Annotated in this window: 6 protein-coding genes; 1 reads left to right on the top strand and 5 read right to left on the bottom strand. The window is 45.8% G+C overall.

Annotated elements, in window-relative coordinates; genetic code table 11:
• Positions 1-142: 142 nt before the first annotated feature.
• Both DHBDCA_RS03715 and DHBDCA_RS03720 read right to left on the bottom strand, forming a co-directional pair.
• Positions 143-1,348 carry an LUD domain-containing protein gene (locus tag DHBDCA_RS03715; protein WP_015042827.1) on the bottom strand — a complete coding sequence of 402 codons (1,206 nt, stop codon included), beginning with the start codon at positions 1,346-1,348 and terminating at the stop codon, positions 143-145.
• Positions 1,348-2,334, bottom strand: coding sequence for a (Fe-S)-binding protein (locus tag DHBDCA_RS03720; protein ID WP_015042828.1), 987 nt, complete (start codon positions 2,332-2,334; stop codon positions 1,348-1,350). Before DHBDCA_RS03720 ends, DHBDCA_RS03715 begins: the two co-directional genes overlap by 1 nt.
• 232 nt (positions 2,335-2,566) lie before the next feature.
• Between DHBDCA_RS03720 and DHBDCA_RS03725 the strand changes: the two genes are divergently transcribed.
• Entirely contained in the window at positions 2,567-3,409 is an 843-nt protein-coding gene (locus DHBDCA_RS03725) for a prohibitin family protein (RefSeq protein WP_015042829.1), read from the top strand.
• 147 nt (positions 3,410-3,556) lie between these two features.
• Here DHBDCA_RS03725 and DHBDCA_RS03730 read toward each other — a convergent pair whose 3' ends face one another.
• The 3 genes from DHBDCA_RS03730 to DHBDCA_RS03745 all read right to left on the bottom strand — a co-directional run bounded on the left by DHBDCA_RS03730 (position 3,557) and on the right by DHBDCA_RS03745 (position 15,802).
• Positions 3,557-4,360, bottom strand: a complete 804-nt coding sequence (locus DHBDCA_RS03730; protein WP_015042830.1) for a TIGR00266 family protein — start codon at positions 4,358-4,360, stop codon at positions 3,557-3,559.
• 159 nt (positions 4,361-4,519) lie between these two features.
• Complete coding sequence (locus tag DHBDCA_RS03735) at positions 4,520-13,165, bottom strand: GH36-type glycosyl hydrolase domain-containing protein (protein WP_015042831.1); 8,646 nt, start codon at positions 13,163-13,165, stop codon at positions 4,520-4,522.
• Positions 13,166-13,501: 336 nt separating this feature from the next.
• Positions 13,502-15,802, bottom strand: coding sequence for a DNA translocase FtsK (locus tag DHBDCA_RS03745; RefSeq protein ID WP_015042832.1), 2,301 nt, complete (start codon positions 15,800-15,802; stop codon positions 13,502-13,504).
• Between the last annotated feature and the right edge of the window lie 23 nt (positions 15,803-15,825).

A 15,825-nucleotide genomic window follows, 5' to 3' on the forward strand; every position in this document is an offset into this window, starting at 1 on the left:
TGCTCATTGTGTAAAACCAATATGATTCGTATGACCCACTATAAAAGAGTAAGGTTTATGTAAACCTTACTCTTATCTATTCCATATTCTAATTTTTACAATACTCTCGTAATCGGATTTACTTTTTAAAACAATCTGTCCCTTATTCTTCCGATGATACAACCCTGCTTCGCAGTTCTCCGACCATGCTCGGCACGTTAATCTGCATCGGGCAGCGCTCCACACAACGTCCGCAGCGCAAACAGGTATACAGCATCGGAGCTGCAGCATCTGCTCCGCCTTCAACGAAGGCCGTCCAGATAGATCCTATGCCGCTTAAGTATGTCTTGCCATAATGCCCTGCTGTGACCTGGAATACCGGGCACTCATACATGCAGCCGCCGCAGCGCAGACAGTGCGCAGCCTGGCTGAAATGTTCCTCCGCCATCATCTTACTCCGGCCATTATCGACAAAAATCACATAAAATTCTTTCGGTCCATGAGCGCCATAAGTCGTAACCTTCTCGATATCCCCGGTTTTGCTCGGGCCGCTGATAATATTGACATAACTCGGTGCTCCGTACTGGGCGTATCTCCACGTTACCTCAGCTGTTATCATGGCCTCGAGGAAAGACGGTACAAGTTTTTCGATGCCCACAATGACAATATGTACAGGCGGTGCACCCGTACAAAGCCGGACATTTCCTTCATTTTCAATAATAACAACTTGACCGGTATCGGCAGCAACAACATTGGCACCGCTGATTCCAATATCAGCAGTGAAATATTTCTCTCTTAAAAATTCCCGTACTACCCCAACTTCCTGAGCAATATCGGGAGGCACTTCTTTTTTGAAGAAATCGGAAAAGATCTCTGCAACCTGTTCTCTGGGTACGTGGATTGCCGGAGACAGAATATGCATCGGGCGGTCATCTTTCAGCTGAAGAATGAATTCCCCAAGATCGGTTTCCCAAACCTCGTTCCCGGCTTTCTCCAGGCCATGTCTAAGTTTAAGCTCTTCGCCTAGCATGCTCTTGCCTTTTACAATCACTTTGCCCGTACCGACAATCTCATCGAGAATACGGAAAACTTCATCCTTGTCTTTGGCAAAGAAAGCCTTGCCATGATTTCTTTCAATTGCTTCCATCGCCTGCTCCATAAGCTCTTTGTTATGCTGCATCGAATATGCTTTAATTTCTCGAACTTCCTCGGCAAGCCTTTCCGTGTGCGGATAGCGTTCCATCGTTGAAGATACCGTCTCTCGGTAAGATTTTACGGCTCTGGTTATCGCCCGGTTAATATTAGGGTCTTTACTCGCTTTATTCAAATTCTTGGTGTAGGCGCCTATTTCTTTATTTAAGTCAGACATTATTCTTTAAACCCCCTAAATAAGAATTCAACCATATCATCCATGATCATCGGATGATTCTTATCAACACCGCTTTCCAGTGAAGATAAGCAGTACGGGCAGGAAATCAAAGCCCGCTTTGCTCCGGTATCCGCCAATTCAACTACTCTACGTTTGGAAATTGTTTTGGATATCTCAGGAAACAGCATTTTACTTGGGCCTCCGCAACAGGTTGTCCACTCCCTGCAGCGCAGCGGCTCAATATATTTTACACCGACTGCATCCAAAACATCTCTGATCTCCTGGGATATGCCAAGTTCCCTGGCCATCCGGCAGGAATCATGGATAACCACCGGATCCTTTTCCTCAACAGCAGGAAGCAAACGCCTTTTTTCCCAGACTAATTCGATAAAAGTCTTCACCTGAACATCCGGAAAGTCAACCAGTTTGGGATAAATAAGCTTGAACATTTCCGCTGCATGCGGCGAAGTGCAGACGATAACTTTTGCTTCGGTCTCTCTAATGCGTTCAGCTAAGATCACAGCATAGGACTTTAATTCTTGCCAAAAACCAAGTTCATCCAGCAAAGCACCGGTATACATATCTGCCTGAGGGTCATAGCAAAGATCATAACCAAGTTTTTGCAAAATGATTGCTGCTTTATAATTTACAGAATAGAATCTTTCTTTGTCTTTGGCCAAGACAGAAGCATAGATCTTCTCCGCATTAATACCGGTCTTATTCACAAGCTTTCTTGCTCCCATCAGCCAGGAGAAAAGGTTGCTGGACGAATCAACATAAATCAGAGTCTTGACAAGTGAATCAATATACGGCAAAAGCTGATATTCACTGCCTGTATAAAACAGGATCTCACCTTTTTTAGGCAGCTTTAAATCTTTCACCCAGGAAGCTATCTCCTTTGGCTTCAAAGCCAGCGGGTTCTGATATTCAACAATATTATCCCTGATTAAAGCCAAAACAGGCGGCAGTTTTTTCTTCTTAGGCAAAATCTCACAGCCCTTCTGATGAAATGATATACCAATTATTTAATACAAAAAAAACATAATAGTAAATGCCCAGCAGAAATGTATTATGTATTCATAATTCGGGTAATACAATGATCTCTAACTTTAAAACATGTGAAGAAATAATACCCTGCATATTCTGGCCTTCACTCCCCTCTTATGATATGATAAGATAAAATTAGTTTCCAGGCAAAACCAGAAAGAGGAGAATTCTATGGAAGAAAACATCACTCCGTCCAAACCCAGAAGAGGATTCTGGATAAAAATTATTCCGATTGTAATAATTATTGCGCTTATTGCTGCCATGATCGGCTTCAAAGGCTACATAATCGTTGAACCTGGCCACCGGGGCGTTATCGTCCAGCTTGGTAAAGTTATGCCGTACGTTTTAGACGAAGGGTTCCACATCATTGTACCATTCATACAGGATGTTATTCCAGTTGAAGTCCGGCTTCAGAAAGACCAGTCTGACCAAACTACCTCTTCCAAGGACCTTCAGGTCGTAAATACAACGATCGCTGTAAATTACCGGCTTAATCCGGAAAATGTCAACAAGCTCTTCCAGGATGTTGGCCTGGAATACAAAGAAAAAGTTGTCGACCCGGCCGTTAGTGAATCGCTCAAGGCTGTAACCGCTCAGTATACCGCGGAAGAACTAATCTCTAAACGTTCGGAAGTCAGCGCCAAAGTCAAAGAGACGCTTGGTAAGAAGCTTGCAGTCTATTATATGGGACTGGATGACATCAATATCACCGAATTTGACTTCAGCGATCAATTCAATCAGGCTATTGAGGAAAAGCAGATTGCTGAACAGCAAGCCTTAAAAGCAAATCTTGATCTTCAGAGAATCCAAGTCGAAGCCCAGCAGCAGATTGAACAGGCCAAGGCTGAAGCAGAAGCCCTGAAGCTGCAGAAGGATGTCATTACCCCTGAACTGGTAGAACTGCGTAAAATTGAAGCTCAGCTTGAAGCGATTAAGAAATGGGACGGCAAACTCCCGACCGTGACAGGCAGCGGCGCTGTTCCGTTTATCGATATCAGCAGCCTGAGCAAATAATTATGATGAATATTTAACCCTGTATATTTTAGATATTTAGGGATCTTAATATCATTGTGTAAGGATGAAACAGCCCGCATTCTTTCAAAGGAATACGAGCTGTTTTTCTATTGAAATTCCGTTTGATTCCATAAAATAATTTTTCTTTTATCTGTCTCCATCCAGAAGGTTCCCAAGTCCTCCAAGGATACTCCCCTCGCCCTTCTGGGCCCCGCCAAGCCTCGGCGCGGAAGCAATGATCCTGTCCGCGAGACGGCTGAACGGCAGAGACTGCAGCCAAACTTTGCCGGGACCAGAAACAGTTGCAAAGAATAGTCCTTCCCCGCCAAAGAAAGCAGTTTTGATGCCTCCGACAAATTGAATATCATAGCAAACGCTGCCGGTCATTCCGACGAGACAGCCGGTATCGACCCTGAGGGTTTCTCCCGGCCGAAGTTCCTTCTCGACAATTGTTCCGCCGGCATGCAGGAAAGCCAGGCCATCTCCCTCGAGTTTCTGCATGATAAATCCTTCACCGCCAAAGAATCCGGTCCCGAGTCTTTTATTGAATTCGATGCCGATCGCTACCCCTTTTGCGGCACATAAAAAGGCATCCTTTTGACAGATTACTTTACCGTTATACGCAGTTAGATCAACGGGGATGATTTTCCCGGGATAAGGGGCCGCAAAAGAAGCATGCGCTTTGCCTGCCCCGCTGTTGGTAAATAGGGTCATGAAAAGACTTTCTCCTGTTAGCAGCCTTTTTCCTGCTCCAAATAGTTTCCCGGTAAGTCCCCTGTTTTCTCCCTGTCCAGATCCGTCCCCAAAGATGGTTTCCATCTGAATGCCCGGTTCCATAAACATTAAGGCTCCTGCTTCCGCAATCACACTTTCAGCCGGGTCCAATTCAACCTCAACAAACTGCATGTCATCCCCGTAGACCTTATATTCGATTTCGTGAGCTTTTCCCATGTAAACTCCTCTCTTTCCTGATTATCTTTTAGCTATCTTTTGTTCATCTTCATATTTATTCAATTTTACCAATCAATTTCCATACAAAACGCTAAAATCCTGCTTTTACTTTTCTTTTCCTAAGAAAATCCCGACGATTCACAAGAAATTCTTTATAATTTACAGGGAAATCTCAACGACATGGTTTTTCCCGTCGTCGCTTAACGCAATTGGAAAATGATCCTGAACTTTATCATCGACTTTAATCTTAGTAGACGTCATACTTTCACCAGTTTCAGCACCTGCCGGCTGCCGGCAGTTTACCTTAATTTGATACGTTGAATTTTTATGCCGGTAGGTCAGGGAATAGGTTTCCCAGTTGGACGGGACACACGGGGTTAACGACAGTTTATCCCCTGTAATCTGCAACCCGAGAATGCCCTCCAAAGCCGCCTGATACATCCATCCGGCAGCGCCGGTGTACCATGTCCACCCGCCTCTTCCGACATTCGGCTGAACCGCATAGACATCGGCAGCAATTACATAGGGCTCTGCCTTATATTGACTGACTTCAATACCGGTACGGGCATGATTGACCGGATTCAGCATTTGAAACAGCTCCATCGCCTTATCCCTGCTACCAAGTTTACTGAACGCCAAAATTGCCCAGGCAGCCGCATGTGTATATTGTCCGCCATTCTCTCTGACTCCAGGAATATAGGCTTTAATATACCCGGGGTTTTTATCTGTTTTATCAAATGGCGGTGTCAACAGTTTTAACAAGGCTGCCTCCTTATCCCAGAGATATCTTTCTACCGCCAGCATGGCATCTGCTGCTCTGCTCTTTAAGGCGCTGCCTGACAGTATAGACCAGGACTGGGCAATCGCATCAATTTGACACTCGGAATTTGTGATTGAACCTACCGGAGACCCGTCATCATAATAAGCGCGCCTGTACCAGGAGCCGTCCCAGCCATGTTTCTCCATATTTACCTGCAGATCATCGAGGATTCCGGTATATTTTTCAACTCTTTCGTTATCATCCTTTCTGGCACAAATCGGGATGAACCTTTTAAGAACTGCCAGGATAAACCAGCCAAGCCAGACACTTTCTCCATTTCCTTCCCTGCCAATCGTGCTAAAGCCGTCATTCCAGTCCCCGGTCCCGATCAGAGGCAAACCGTGCCCGCCAAATCGCAGGCTGCGGTCTATCGCCCGTACACAGTGTTCATATACTGAACCACTCTGCTCTGAGGTCTCCGGAACGGCATAACGTTCGTCTTCGTTTTCCCCAAGTGCTTCAAGTTTTAGAAAGCTTGTTTTCTCTTCTAAAATACTGAAATCTTCGGTATGTTCCAGATAGTCTGCTGTTACGTAAGGCAGCCACAATAAGTCATCTGAGAATTTTGTCCTGATCCCTTTGCCGGTCTCCAAATGCCACCAGTGCTGTACATCTCCCTCCGGAAACTGTCTGGAGCTGTGCAGGATAATCTGCTTGCGCGTTATTTCCGGTTTGATGACGGCCAGGGGCATGACATCCTGAAGCTGATCCCTGTAGCCGTAAGCCCCGCCTGTTTGATAGAATCCTGATCTGGCCCAAATCCTGCAGACAATGGTCTGATAGAGCAGCCAACGATTTACCAGCAGATCAAAGGACGGCTCCGGAGTTGAGATCTGAATATGTGACAAAACATCATCCCAATAGTGGCTCACATCCTGAAATGCCTCTTCGATTCTGTCCGGACTGCGAAAAGCTTGAACCAATGAAAGTGCCGTTTCTCTATTTTGTTCATCCCCAAGCAGAAAATAGACCGTTTTTTCTTCTCCGGGATCCAAGGTTACTTGAAGCTGCAGGACTGCACAAGGATCAATATTCGTACCCATCTTGCCTGAAAGACAAGACAATATCCCTTCCGGTTTTGCCAGGCTGCCGCCTACACCAAGAAATTCAATACGGTCTGATGTTGACGATAGATAATCCGCACCGGAACCGGTAATAAAGGCTGCTCTTCCGGCAAACTCTTCCTGGTAGACATTCTGACAGAAGATGGTTTTATCGTGCAGTTCGGTGAGCAAATAAGGCATGTTTTGTTCCCTGTTTACCCCCAGCACCCATTCCAAATAATAATAGAGCGAGAGACGTTTCGGCAGCGTATTTTTATTGGTCAGCCTCAACGCTGTAATTTTCAGATTCTGTCCTAGCGGGATAAAGACCCTCGTTTCCTGGTTAATTCCTAAGCTGGAGTGTTCAAAGACCGTGTACCCCTGACCATGCCTGATAAGATAAGGCTGACTGTCCCTGACTGGCTGCGGCAGAGGTGACCAGTAGTCTTGGGAATCTTCATCCTTGATAAAGATAGCCTCCCCGCTGACATCTAGCAGCGGATCGTTTGACCACGGGGAAAGTTTGTACTCCCTGCTGTTTTGGGACCAGGTATAGCTCGCCCCTGCTTCAGAAATAATTGTCCCAAATTTTTCATTCGCGATAACATTGACCCAGGGCAACGGGGTTGGCTGATTTTCCTCATTGATGATTACATATTCTTTTCCGTTGTCCGTAAATCCGCCATAGCCATTAAAGAATTTTAAGCCTTCTGTCTTTTTACTCTCCAAGACAGTGCGGCATGTTTGATTCACATCCTGTACAGGCAGGCTGCCCTTTTCTGACCGCTCGCTGGTAATACGGTTGCCTGCGATCTGTTCTATCGTGATTCTTTCGCCAGAAGTATGTTCACTGGCAGCCGGCTCGTCTATGATCTTTTCACCGGCTCGCAGACACTTCATGATCTGGTGGTTTAAAGACCCGTTTTCGCCGGAAAATATGACACTTGCAACGGTATGAAGCAAAACGTCATCCTCCGCGGAAAGCTGATCTTTTTTCAGAAGAAATACGCCTCCGGGTTTATTGACAAGTTTCCGAACATGGCTGATGCTGATTTTTTCCATAATAACTTCCTGGATCGCCTGGAAGTATCCCGATTCGTCCTCATTGAAAATAACCAAGTCGATGTAGAGGCCTTTGATTTTCCAATATTCATGAATGGTCAGGATTTGATCCACCAGCTTGAGCTGGCTGCTGTCCTGAATCTTCAGCATGACAACCGGCAGGTCTCCTGATATGCCATGAGACCAGAGAGAGGTTTGTCCAAGCTGATTAGATGCTGCGGGGCTTTTCTGGATTGGGCAGCCGTAGATGACCTGCCCAGCCAGACTGGAAATCATATTGGCTTCTCCAAAAGACAGTTGAAGGTTCGTTAATTCCATCAGATTTTGCGACCATGCCAATTCCTTGGCTTGCGTGATCACATAGCCACTGCGATATTTCTGGGCAAGCTGAAGGACAGATTCCAGCTTATTGCCGTATCCGGTCAGGAAATAGACAGATACCGTTCTTCCCGGATCAATTCTCACCCTGGCCCGCAGACTTAAGATTGGATCAAGAACCGCTCCTACCGAATTGGACAAAGGCTGGTTAATATCCATGACCCTAGGGTCGGCCAACGTTCGTCCGCGTCCAATAAATTTGACTCTGTCTGTCTCATACTCGGTTTCCCCAAACATATTTCCTTCACTGAACAAGGTATGCATCATATAATGTTCAGCGTTGTGCAAATGCCGCGGCCGCCGAAAAGCGACAAGGGTATTATTTTCATACTTTGTCTGGATGAACAGCTTGCTGAAGGCGGGATGAGCCATATCCGCCGAGAGTTCATCCAAAGCAACTTCCACATAACTTGTCAGCTGGAGATCCCTGGAATAACTGCTTTGATTGGTCAGCGTGATTTTCCTGATCTCTACAGGATCCTCAGGAGCGACGAATACATCTGTCTGCGTGATGATATTTCCGTCTTTGCGGATATACTTGACCGTATTCGGGAAACAGGTTACCTTGTATTCCTCAGGCTGCGTCTGTACCGGTTTGGCTGTAGCCGACCAAAGATTTCCCGAATTAAGATTTTGGACATAGAAAAATGTTCCGTACCCGTCCATGGCGGGATCTTTGCGCCAACGGGTCAGAAAAAGATGATTATACTGACTGTAGCCTGTACCGGAAAGTGTAAGCATGACGGCATATTCCCGGTTCGAAATGAAACTGCAGCGCGGAACCCGGGTATTCGGACTCAGGTAGACCACAGGTTTCTCTCCGAGTTTGCAGGAAATAGCGCGGACTTCCTTTTCTCCGGTTTCTTCGATGATCGGATTAAACGTATATTCTTTCAACGGAACCTGCTCCTGCAGCAGCATTTCAATCGATTTAATGACCGGTTCCCGGTGGAAGCGCTCCTGCATCCTGTTTGCTTCAAGGACATTCCCTAAGGCAATCAGGCTCATCCCCTGATGGTGAGACATATAGCTCTTGACGATGCTGGATTCCTCATTATACGGAACTCTGCTTTTGGTATAGTCAATCGCTTCAAACAGTCCGAATACACCGTTATAACCTTTATTTTTCATCATACGGAGGTTTTCCATACTTGCTTTAAAATCAATCGGCAGCGCCATAAAAGTCGAATACGGGGATATAACCATATCCTTGGACAATCCTCTTTTCAGGCCTAAGCCCGGAACGCCAAAAGCTTTATATTGGTAATTATTCTGGATATCAAAACAGAAAAATCCCGATTCGGATATCCCCCACGGCATCTTGGCCTTCTTTGAGTGCGCCTGTTGGATCTTTACCACAGAGCGATAGGATTCATCAAGGAGCGTTCCACGATAGTTATTAAACAGAATAGAAGGCATTAAAAACTCAAACATGGTTCCACTCCAGGATACCAGACAGCGCCTGCCGTTTATTCTGGTCAGCGGCCGGGCCATCTTAAACCAGTGGCTTTGAGGCACATCCCCTTTGGCAATTGCCAACAGACTGGTCTGCCTGGCTTCCGAGGCCAGCAAGTCATAATAGGATTTATCCCGTTTTCGCTCTGTTAAATTGTAGCCGATCGTAAACAGCTTGATCTGATCGTCAAACAAGGGCTTGAAGTTCATTCTGTACACTAAATGATGAAGATCTTTCTGTAGCTTCCCAGCACGGAGCAAAGTCAGAACGGCTCGTTTAAGCCCGCGATAGAGATAAGGCTGTAATTCCTTACCGGCGGTTTCCGGATTGTTCAGCAAGCCCAGATATTCCCGAATAAGAGATTTGACTGGGTACTGTCCGAGCTTTCGCAAAGAATCAGGCAGGTTAGGCAGGGTCAGGAACGGGAAAAAATATTCCAGCGCATTTTTTTGGTCTTGAAGCATCCGAGCCAGAGCCTCCGGCCAAAAATCTTTTGTGATCAGCCTGAGGTCTGTTTCGGGTTTCTCAGCCGTATTTCCGTTTTGATCTGCGGAATTTCTGAAACGATTGCACGTCAGTTTTGCCCATTTGTCTACAAATGCATAACAAGTTTGAAGGTCTGTTATTCCTGCGCAAGCTCCGGCTTTTTCAGCTCGCTCACTTGCCATGATGGCTTTCAATTCTGTGCTAAAAGATCCCCTGACGTCAGGATCCACCGTGCCGGCATTCTCCTGACTCAGCAGATAAGTATCCATGAACCCCTGCAGCATGTTTTGCCCGATTAGTGGTTTCCCCGAAATTTCGGCCAGGCCGTTTTTTAGGGCAATCATATAGCCTGCCAGGTTGCCGCTGTCAACCGTTGAAATATAGATCGGGTGAAGTGGTTCCAGCGTCTGCGTATCGTACCAGTTATAGATATGCCCATTCCATTTTGGCATTCCTTGGATCGTCCGGAGCGTATTCCTGACCCGGCTCAGCATTCTTTCCGTGCTTACATAGCCGAGATCTCCGGCTGTAAGGTTAGCCAGCAGCGCCAGCCCGATGTTGGTAGGTGATGTCCTGCAGGCCTCTCCTTTATGCGGTTCCATCTGGATATTATCCGGAGGCAGATAATTGTTTTTCGCATTAACAAAAAGATCAAAATAAGCCCAGACCTGCCGGGAGAACATACGAAGCTCCCGGTGGTCTTCGGAAGAAATCTCTGTGATAGAATCAGCATAAGGCAGACTCATTCGATAGGCAAGCCATGGTGACGTCAACCAGCTGATCAGCAGGATCGTCAGGATTATCCCGGTAAGCAGGCTCACATAAAAATAACCGGATAGAAAGAAAAGGCTCATCACGATGCCGCGCGCCATTCTATGATAAAAATTCCAGGCGTCTAACTGAAGATGCGTTTCAGAATCTGCCGCCGTCTCCCATTCGAGTAAATTGCGTTTGGTGATGGTTTGTCTCCCAAGACTCCTAAATACAGCATCCAGTTGATTGTACGCTTGATACGGCAGCACCGCGATACTGAACAGGATCTGGCTGATTCCTAGTTTCAGCTCAAACTTAAAGATCCTGAAGGTTATGCTGCGGTCGATAAGGCGTCCGCCAATGTTCAGAAGCAGCGGTAAACTTAAACTCAGCAGGACTAAAATCGCCAGCTGGCTGAAGAACTGATGCAGCGCGGTAACGGCTAGAAAAAGAATAATTATCTGAAAAGGCGTTTCCAGGCTCCGCCTGAGATTGTCAAAAATCTTCCAGCGGGATACAGCGGAAAAGTCCTGCTGAAACATATAACGCGCAATTTGCCAGTCTCCCCTTATCCAACGATGAGCCCTTTTGGTATGCGACAAAAATTTGGTCGGATATCCGTCAAAAAATTCAATATCCGTCGCTAAGGCTGTACGCGCATAGAGACCTTCAATCAGGTCGTGACTCAGGATCCTATTATCCGGAAAGGCATTTTGGGTCACGGCGTGAAATACTTTCAGATCATAGATGCCTTTTCCTGTGAATATCCCTTCGCCAAAGAGATCCTGATAGATATCTGAAATCGCGCATGTATAGGGATCAATGCCTGCTGTTCCGGTGAATACCCTGGCAAAAGGCGAAGCAAACGCACTAGCCGCCGTAAGACCGATCCGCGGCTGGATAATACCATAGCCATAGGCGATACTTTTGCCGTTTTCAGCCAGTCTTGCTTCATTCATCGGATGCGCAATTGTACCAATCAGCTTGCGCGCAGAATCTCTGGGCAGTATCGTATCGGCATCCAGCGTGATGACATAGCGCATTCCTTGCATGTCTTCCGGCTTTCCTGTCCGGATAAAGTAACTTGTCTCTCCCTCGTGCAGAAGCAGCCTGTTGAATTCAATCAGCTTTCCCCTTTTTCTTTCCCATCCCATCCAGGTCTTATCTTTTTCGTTCCATTTTCTTTCTCTGTGAAAATAGAAAAAACGCTCTTCCCCATATTTATCATTCAATCTTGCCGCCGCTTTGACACCTGCCTGAATGATTTCATCATCCCCGGGCTGTTTGGCCGCAGGGGCATCTGCAAAATCACCAAGAACGGCAAAACACAGGTTTTGATCCCGGTTGCTTAAATAGTGTGCTTCTAGTTGTTCCATTTGCTGCCGGACTTTGGACGGATGATTGAAAATCGCCGGGATCACAACAATTGTTTTGTATTGTTCCGGTATCCCGTTATCCAGGTACAATTTTGGCAGAAAGTTCGGAGACAGCATTCTGCAGAACAGACGATTAATGAAACAGACAGCCATGCCATTGATCAGGATCAGCGCTCCGATCAGGCCCAGAAGCATACTTCCTGCCAATACACTGCCAGAATCATTTTTCGTCAGATCGAGAAAAATAAGAAAAGGTATCAGTGTCGCCAGAAATATTAACCCGAGGTAGGACAAGGCAGGTTTTAATTTTAGATAGCAGTATATGCCATGAAAAGACTTCTTTACCCTGCCCCAATTGTCGGCCAGCTCCTTTTCCAGGCGCACCTTGCCGGAACCAAACAAGTAATAGCCAACGTGGTTAAAAGGCGCAGACTGGTTTTGGGCAGCTAATTTTTCTAATGTTCTGGCCACAATGATTTCTGTAACTTTATATTTTCCTGCCAGACCTTCTATCTCATGCCTGTATTTGTCCCGGGAATCGAAATCCATCTTGTCAAATATTTTGGCCGGATCCTTTTGAAGGGTTTGCTGTACCAGGCTGACATCCTCGAAAAAAGCAGACCAGTTCTCAGCGTTAATCTGTTTGATATCCGTGACAAGTTTGCCCATGGCTGCTCCCTGAGCTGTCAGAAAATGATGTTCAGAATTTACGGCCTTCTCCACCGTTGTATTTTGTCTGCTGGCCGCATTATCAAGCCAATTGTATAGTATTTTAGCTTCTGGGCCATGTTCCTTGAGCTTTCTGGCGATTCTTTCCATGAAAATTGCCGTGAGCACGTCTTCAGTATCATGCCCAGATGCAGGAGCCATTTCAGCTACAGGCGTTTCAGTGTCCGTGCATCCGTCAAATACAATCTTCAGCCAATCATCAGCTTTTCTTCTTTCGGTCTGGATATAAAGAATGCGCTCAACCTGATAGTAGACTTTTTCCAGCAGCAGTACTTTTAGCATCATTGGAACAGCCCATATCTCAGCAGATGAAAGCGGTGCCTCTTCTTGATACCCGGCGATAAACGCCTTTAACTGATCAAAATTCAATTCATGTTCGCACTGTTTTAGAAATTCGGCTATAATCAGATAAATTCTGGGGTAACCGGCGTTATCCCCTCCTTTTAAATACTGTAGCTTGCTTTCATATTCTTTGGAGATATCCTTGGTCAGTCCTGTGATTAATTCGCTGATAATGTAGTAATTGTCTAGATACCATTCTGCTGCGGGAATAACGTCTTCCGTTTCATAGTAATATTCATTGATTGGAGAATAAGCTTCACGGATATAGGCACTTTGTCTTTTAATAACCGGCAGCAGGCTCCGACCTTTAGGGGTAAGCCCCAGCCAGTTATGGAATTGAGCAAGTTCCGAGATCTTCATATTTCAACCCCAACATATTTTTTTCTTTACTCATTATGTCCATTTCTGCGGGCATAATTCGTAATTTGCAGCCTGCTGGGGCAAATCGCCGCTCCCTGCCATCCGTGGTAGCGCAGTATTCGTCCATCTCTAGTACAGTGTATTTAAAATAAATAGGTACATAACATTCAGACTTTAGTATCTCGGGCCTGTCTGCCTGCCACAATTCCGCTTTCGACCATTGTGTCATCAAAAAGGAAAGACGCCTCAAATTTGAAGCGTCTTACTGAGCCAAGCTTTGATACAGCCCTTTCTTTTGAATTACTGAGTGTATTGTATTAGGCGGAAATAGTCATCTTAAGAAAAATAACCTTGAAAATCTTCGAGGGATATCAGTATCTCCCTCGGTTTATTGCCCTCGCTACGGCCAACGACGCCGGCGTCCTCCAGCATATCCATCAGGCGGGCTGCCCGGGAATACCCAACTCTCAGACGCCTTTGCAGATAAGATACCGAAGCAATCCCGGATGTAATCACCAGCTCGCCGGCTTCAGCAAAACGCTCGTCAAGATCTTCATCTGGCTTTTCAGAGGTTGTGGTTTCTTCGAGCAGATTTTCATCGAGCTCATAAGCTGATCTGCCCTGTTTTTTCCAATGTTCAATGACATTTTTTGTTTCTTGCTCGTCGATAAAGCAACCGTGAACTCTTTGGGGTTTATTCAGGCCAATCGGGGAATACAGCATGTCCCCTTTGCCCAATAATTTCTCGGCGCCGCCCCCATCAAGGATTGTTCTGGAATCAATCTGCGAGGAAACGGCAAAAGAGATCCGGCTTGGGATATTCGCTTTAATAAGTCCTGTAATAACATTCACCGACGGACGCTGCGTGGCTATGACCAGATGAATCCCTGCCGCTCTAGCCATTTGAGCAAGTCTGCAAATAGCCTCTTCGATTTCATTGGCAGCTACCATCATAAGATCGGCCAGCTCGTCAATCACGACGACAATGTAAGGTAACGGCTTATCCATATTCCTATTGTAGTGATCAATGTCACGAACGCCACTGGAGGCAAACAGTTCATAGCGGTCTTCCATTTCCCTGACAATGAATTTAAGGTATTTGGATGCTTTCTTCGGATCGGTAACGACCGCTGAAAGCAGATGGGGGATGCCGTTATACTGGTTAAGTTCAACCATTTTGGGGTCGATCAAAAGCAGTTTGACCTGATCAGGTGTATAGGAAAACAGCAGCGAATTCAAAAGACAATTAATAAAAATACTTTTCCCGGAGCCGGTAGCGCCGGCAACAAGCAAATGCGGCATTTTTGCGAGCTCACCGATAACAGGCTGGTCCGCAATATCTTTGCCAAGCGCAATTTTCAGCTTACCGCCAGAACCCATAAACGATTCAGATCCAATCACTTCTCTAAAGTAGACGGTCCTGGACTTTTGACACGGCACTTCAATCCCTACAGCCGCTTTGCCCGGGATCGGTGCTTCAATCCGGATATCTCTCGAAGCCATGGCCAAAGCAATATCATCTGCCAGATTGACAATTTTACTGATTTTCGTTCCCGGAGCAGGTGAGAGCTCATAACGTGTGATGACCGGGCCGACGGTAATATTGGTAACTTTTGCGGTCACTCCGAATGTGCTTAAGACATCCTCCAGAAGCTCCGGGGTTGTGCGCTCTGCCGCCGCGGTGGTGTTTTCCCTGCGCCGCAGTAATTCGATCCTCGGCAGTATCCAGGCTTTCGTTTTGATGTCGTCGTAGTCGTATTCCGCAGAGATATCTGCAGATATATTTACCGATGGTTTTGATTCATACGCCTTATAAAAATTTCCGTGAATTTTTTCTTCAGTCACAGGAGTCGCTGCCATCACTTGCGTTACGGAAGCTACTTGCTGCCTTTCCTGAAAATAGTTGTTTCTCTGAAACAGTGTATCCTGTTTTTTCTCTTTATCTGCGCTTTCCAGCGGCAATGTATTGTTTTTCCTGATATCTTTCTTACTCTCTTTGAAATAGTCTTTAAATCCATTCATACTGACCGTATTTTCTGAAATATAGAAACTTTTATTTCCTTCGCCAAAATACGAAGAGAAATTTGCTCCCAAATGTCCCAGGTGATCCTTAGTTGCGACCGGTTCGTCATTCACAAACAATCGCTCGGCAAAATAGGATGAAAAGCCATTTTCGCGCGCCAAGCTTACCGGTATGCCTGTCTCAGGTTCAGAAGCTGCCTTATTCGCCAACCGATTGGCCTGAACTTCTCTGGACCTGGCGGTACTGATCCTTTTCGACAGTTCATCTGATCTAGCTTGTTCAGTTGATCTGGCCTTGTCAACTGGCCGGTCTTTCATTGTATTCTTTTTCCGCTTATATTCATCATATCTGTTATCATATTCATCATCATCATCATCATCATCATCGTCAAATTCCTGTTCACGCTTTGTTCCGGACATAAGCCAACAAACAACCGCAAAAATCAAACAAATTACCGGCAGGCCAAGTGCGTAATTTCCGAGAAGTTCTTTAAAGAAACTAAAAACATTGGTCGAAAACTCCTGGATCTCGAAATAGCCCAGGATCCCAATCAGAAACATAAAAAAATACAGCAGCGAAAGTGCTTTTATAAGTATTCTTCCAACCAGCCTCAAGGTTTACCACTCCTAACATTTAT

Source organism: Dehalobacter sp. DCA (assembly GCF_000305775.1).
Taxonomy (GTDB): domain Bacteria; phylum Bacillota; class Desulfitobacteriia; order Desulfitobacteriales; family Syntrophobotulaceae; genus Dehalobacter; species Dehalobacter alkaniphilus.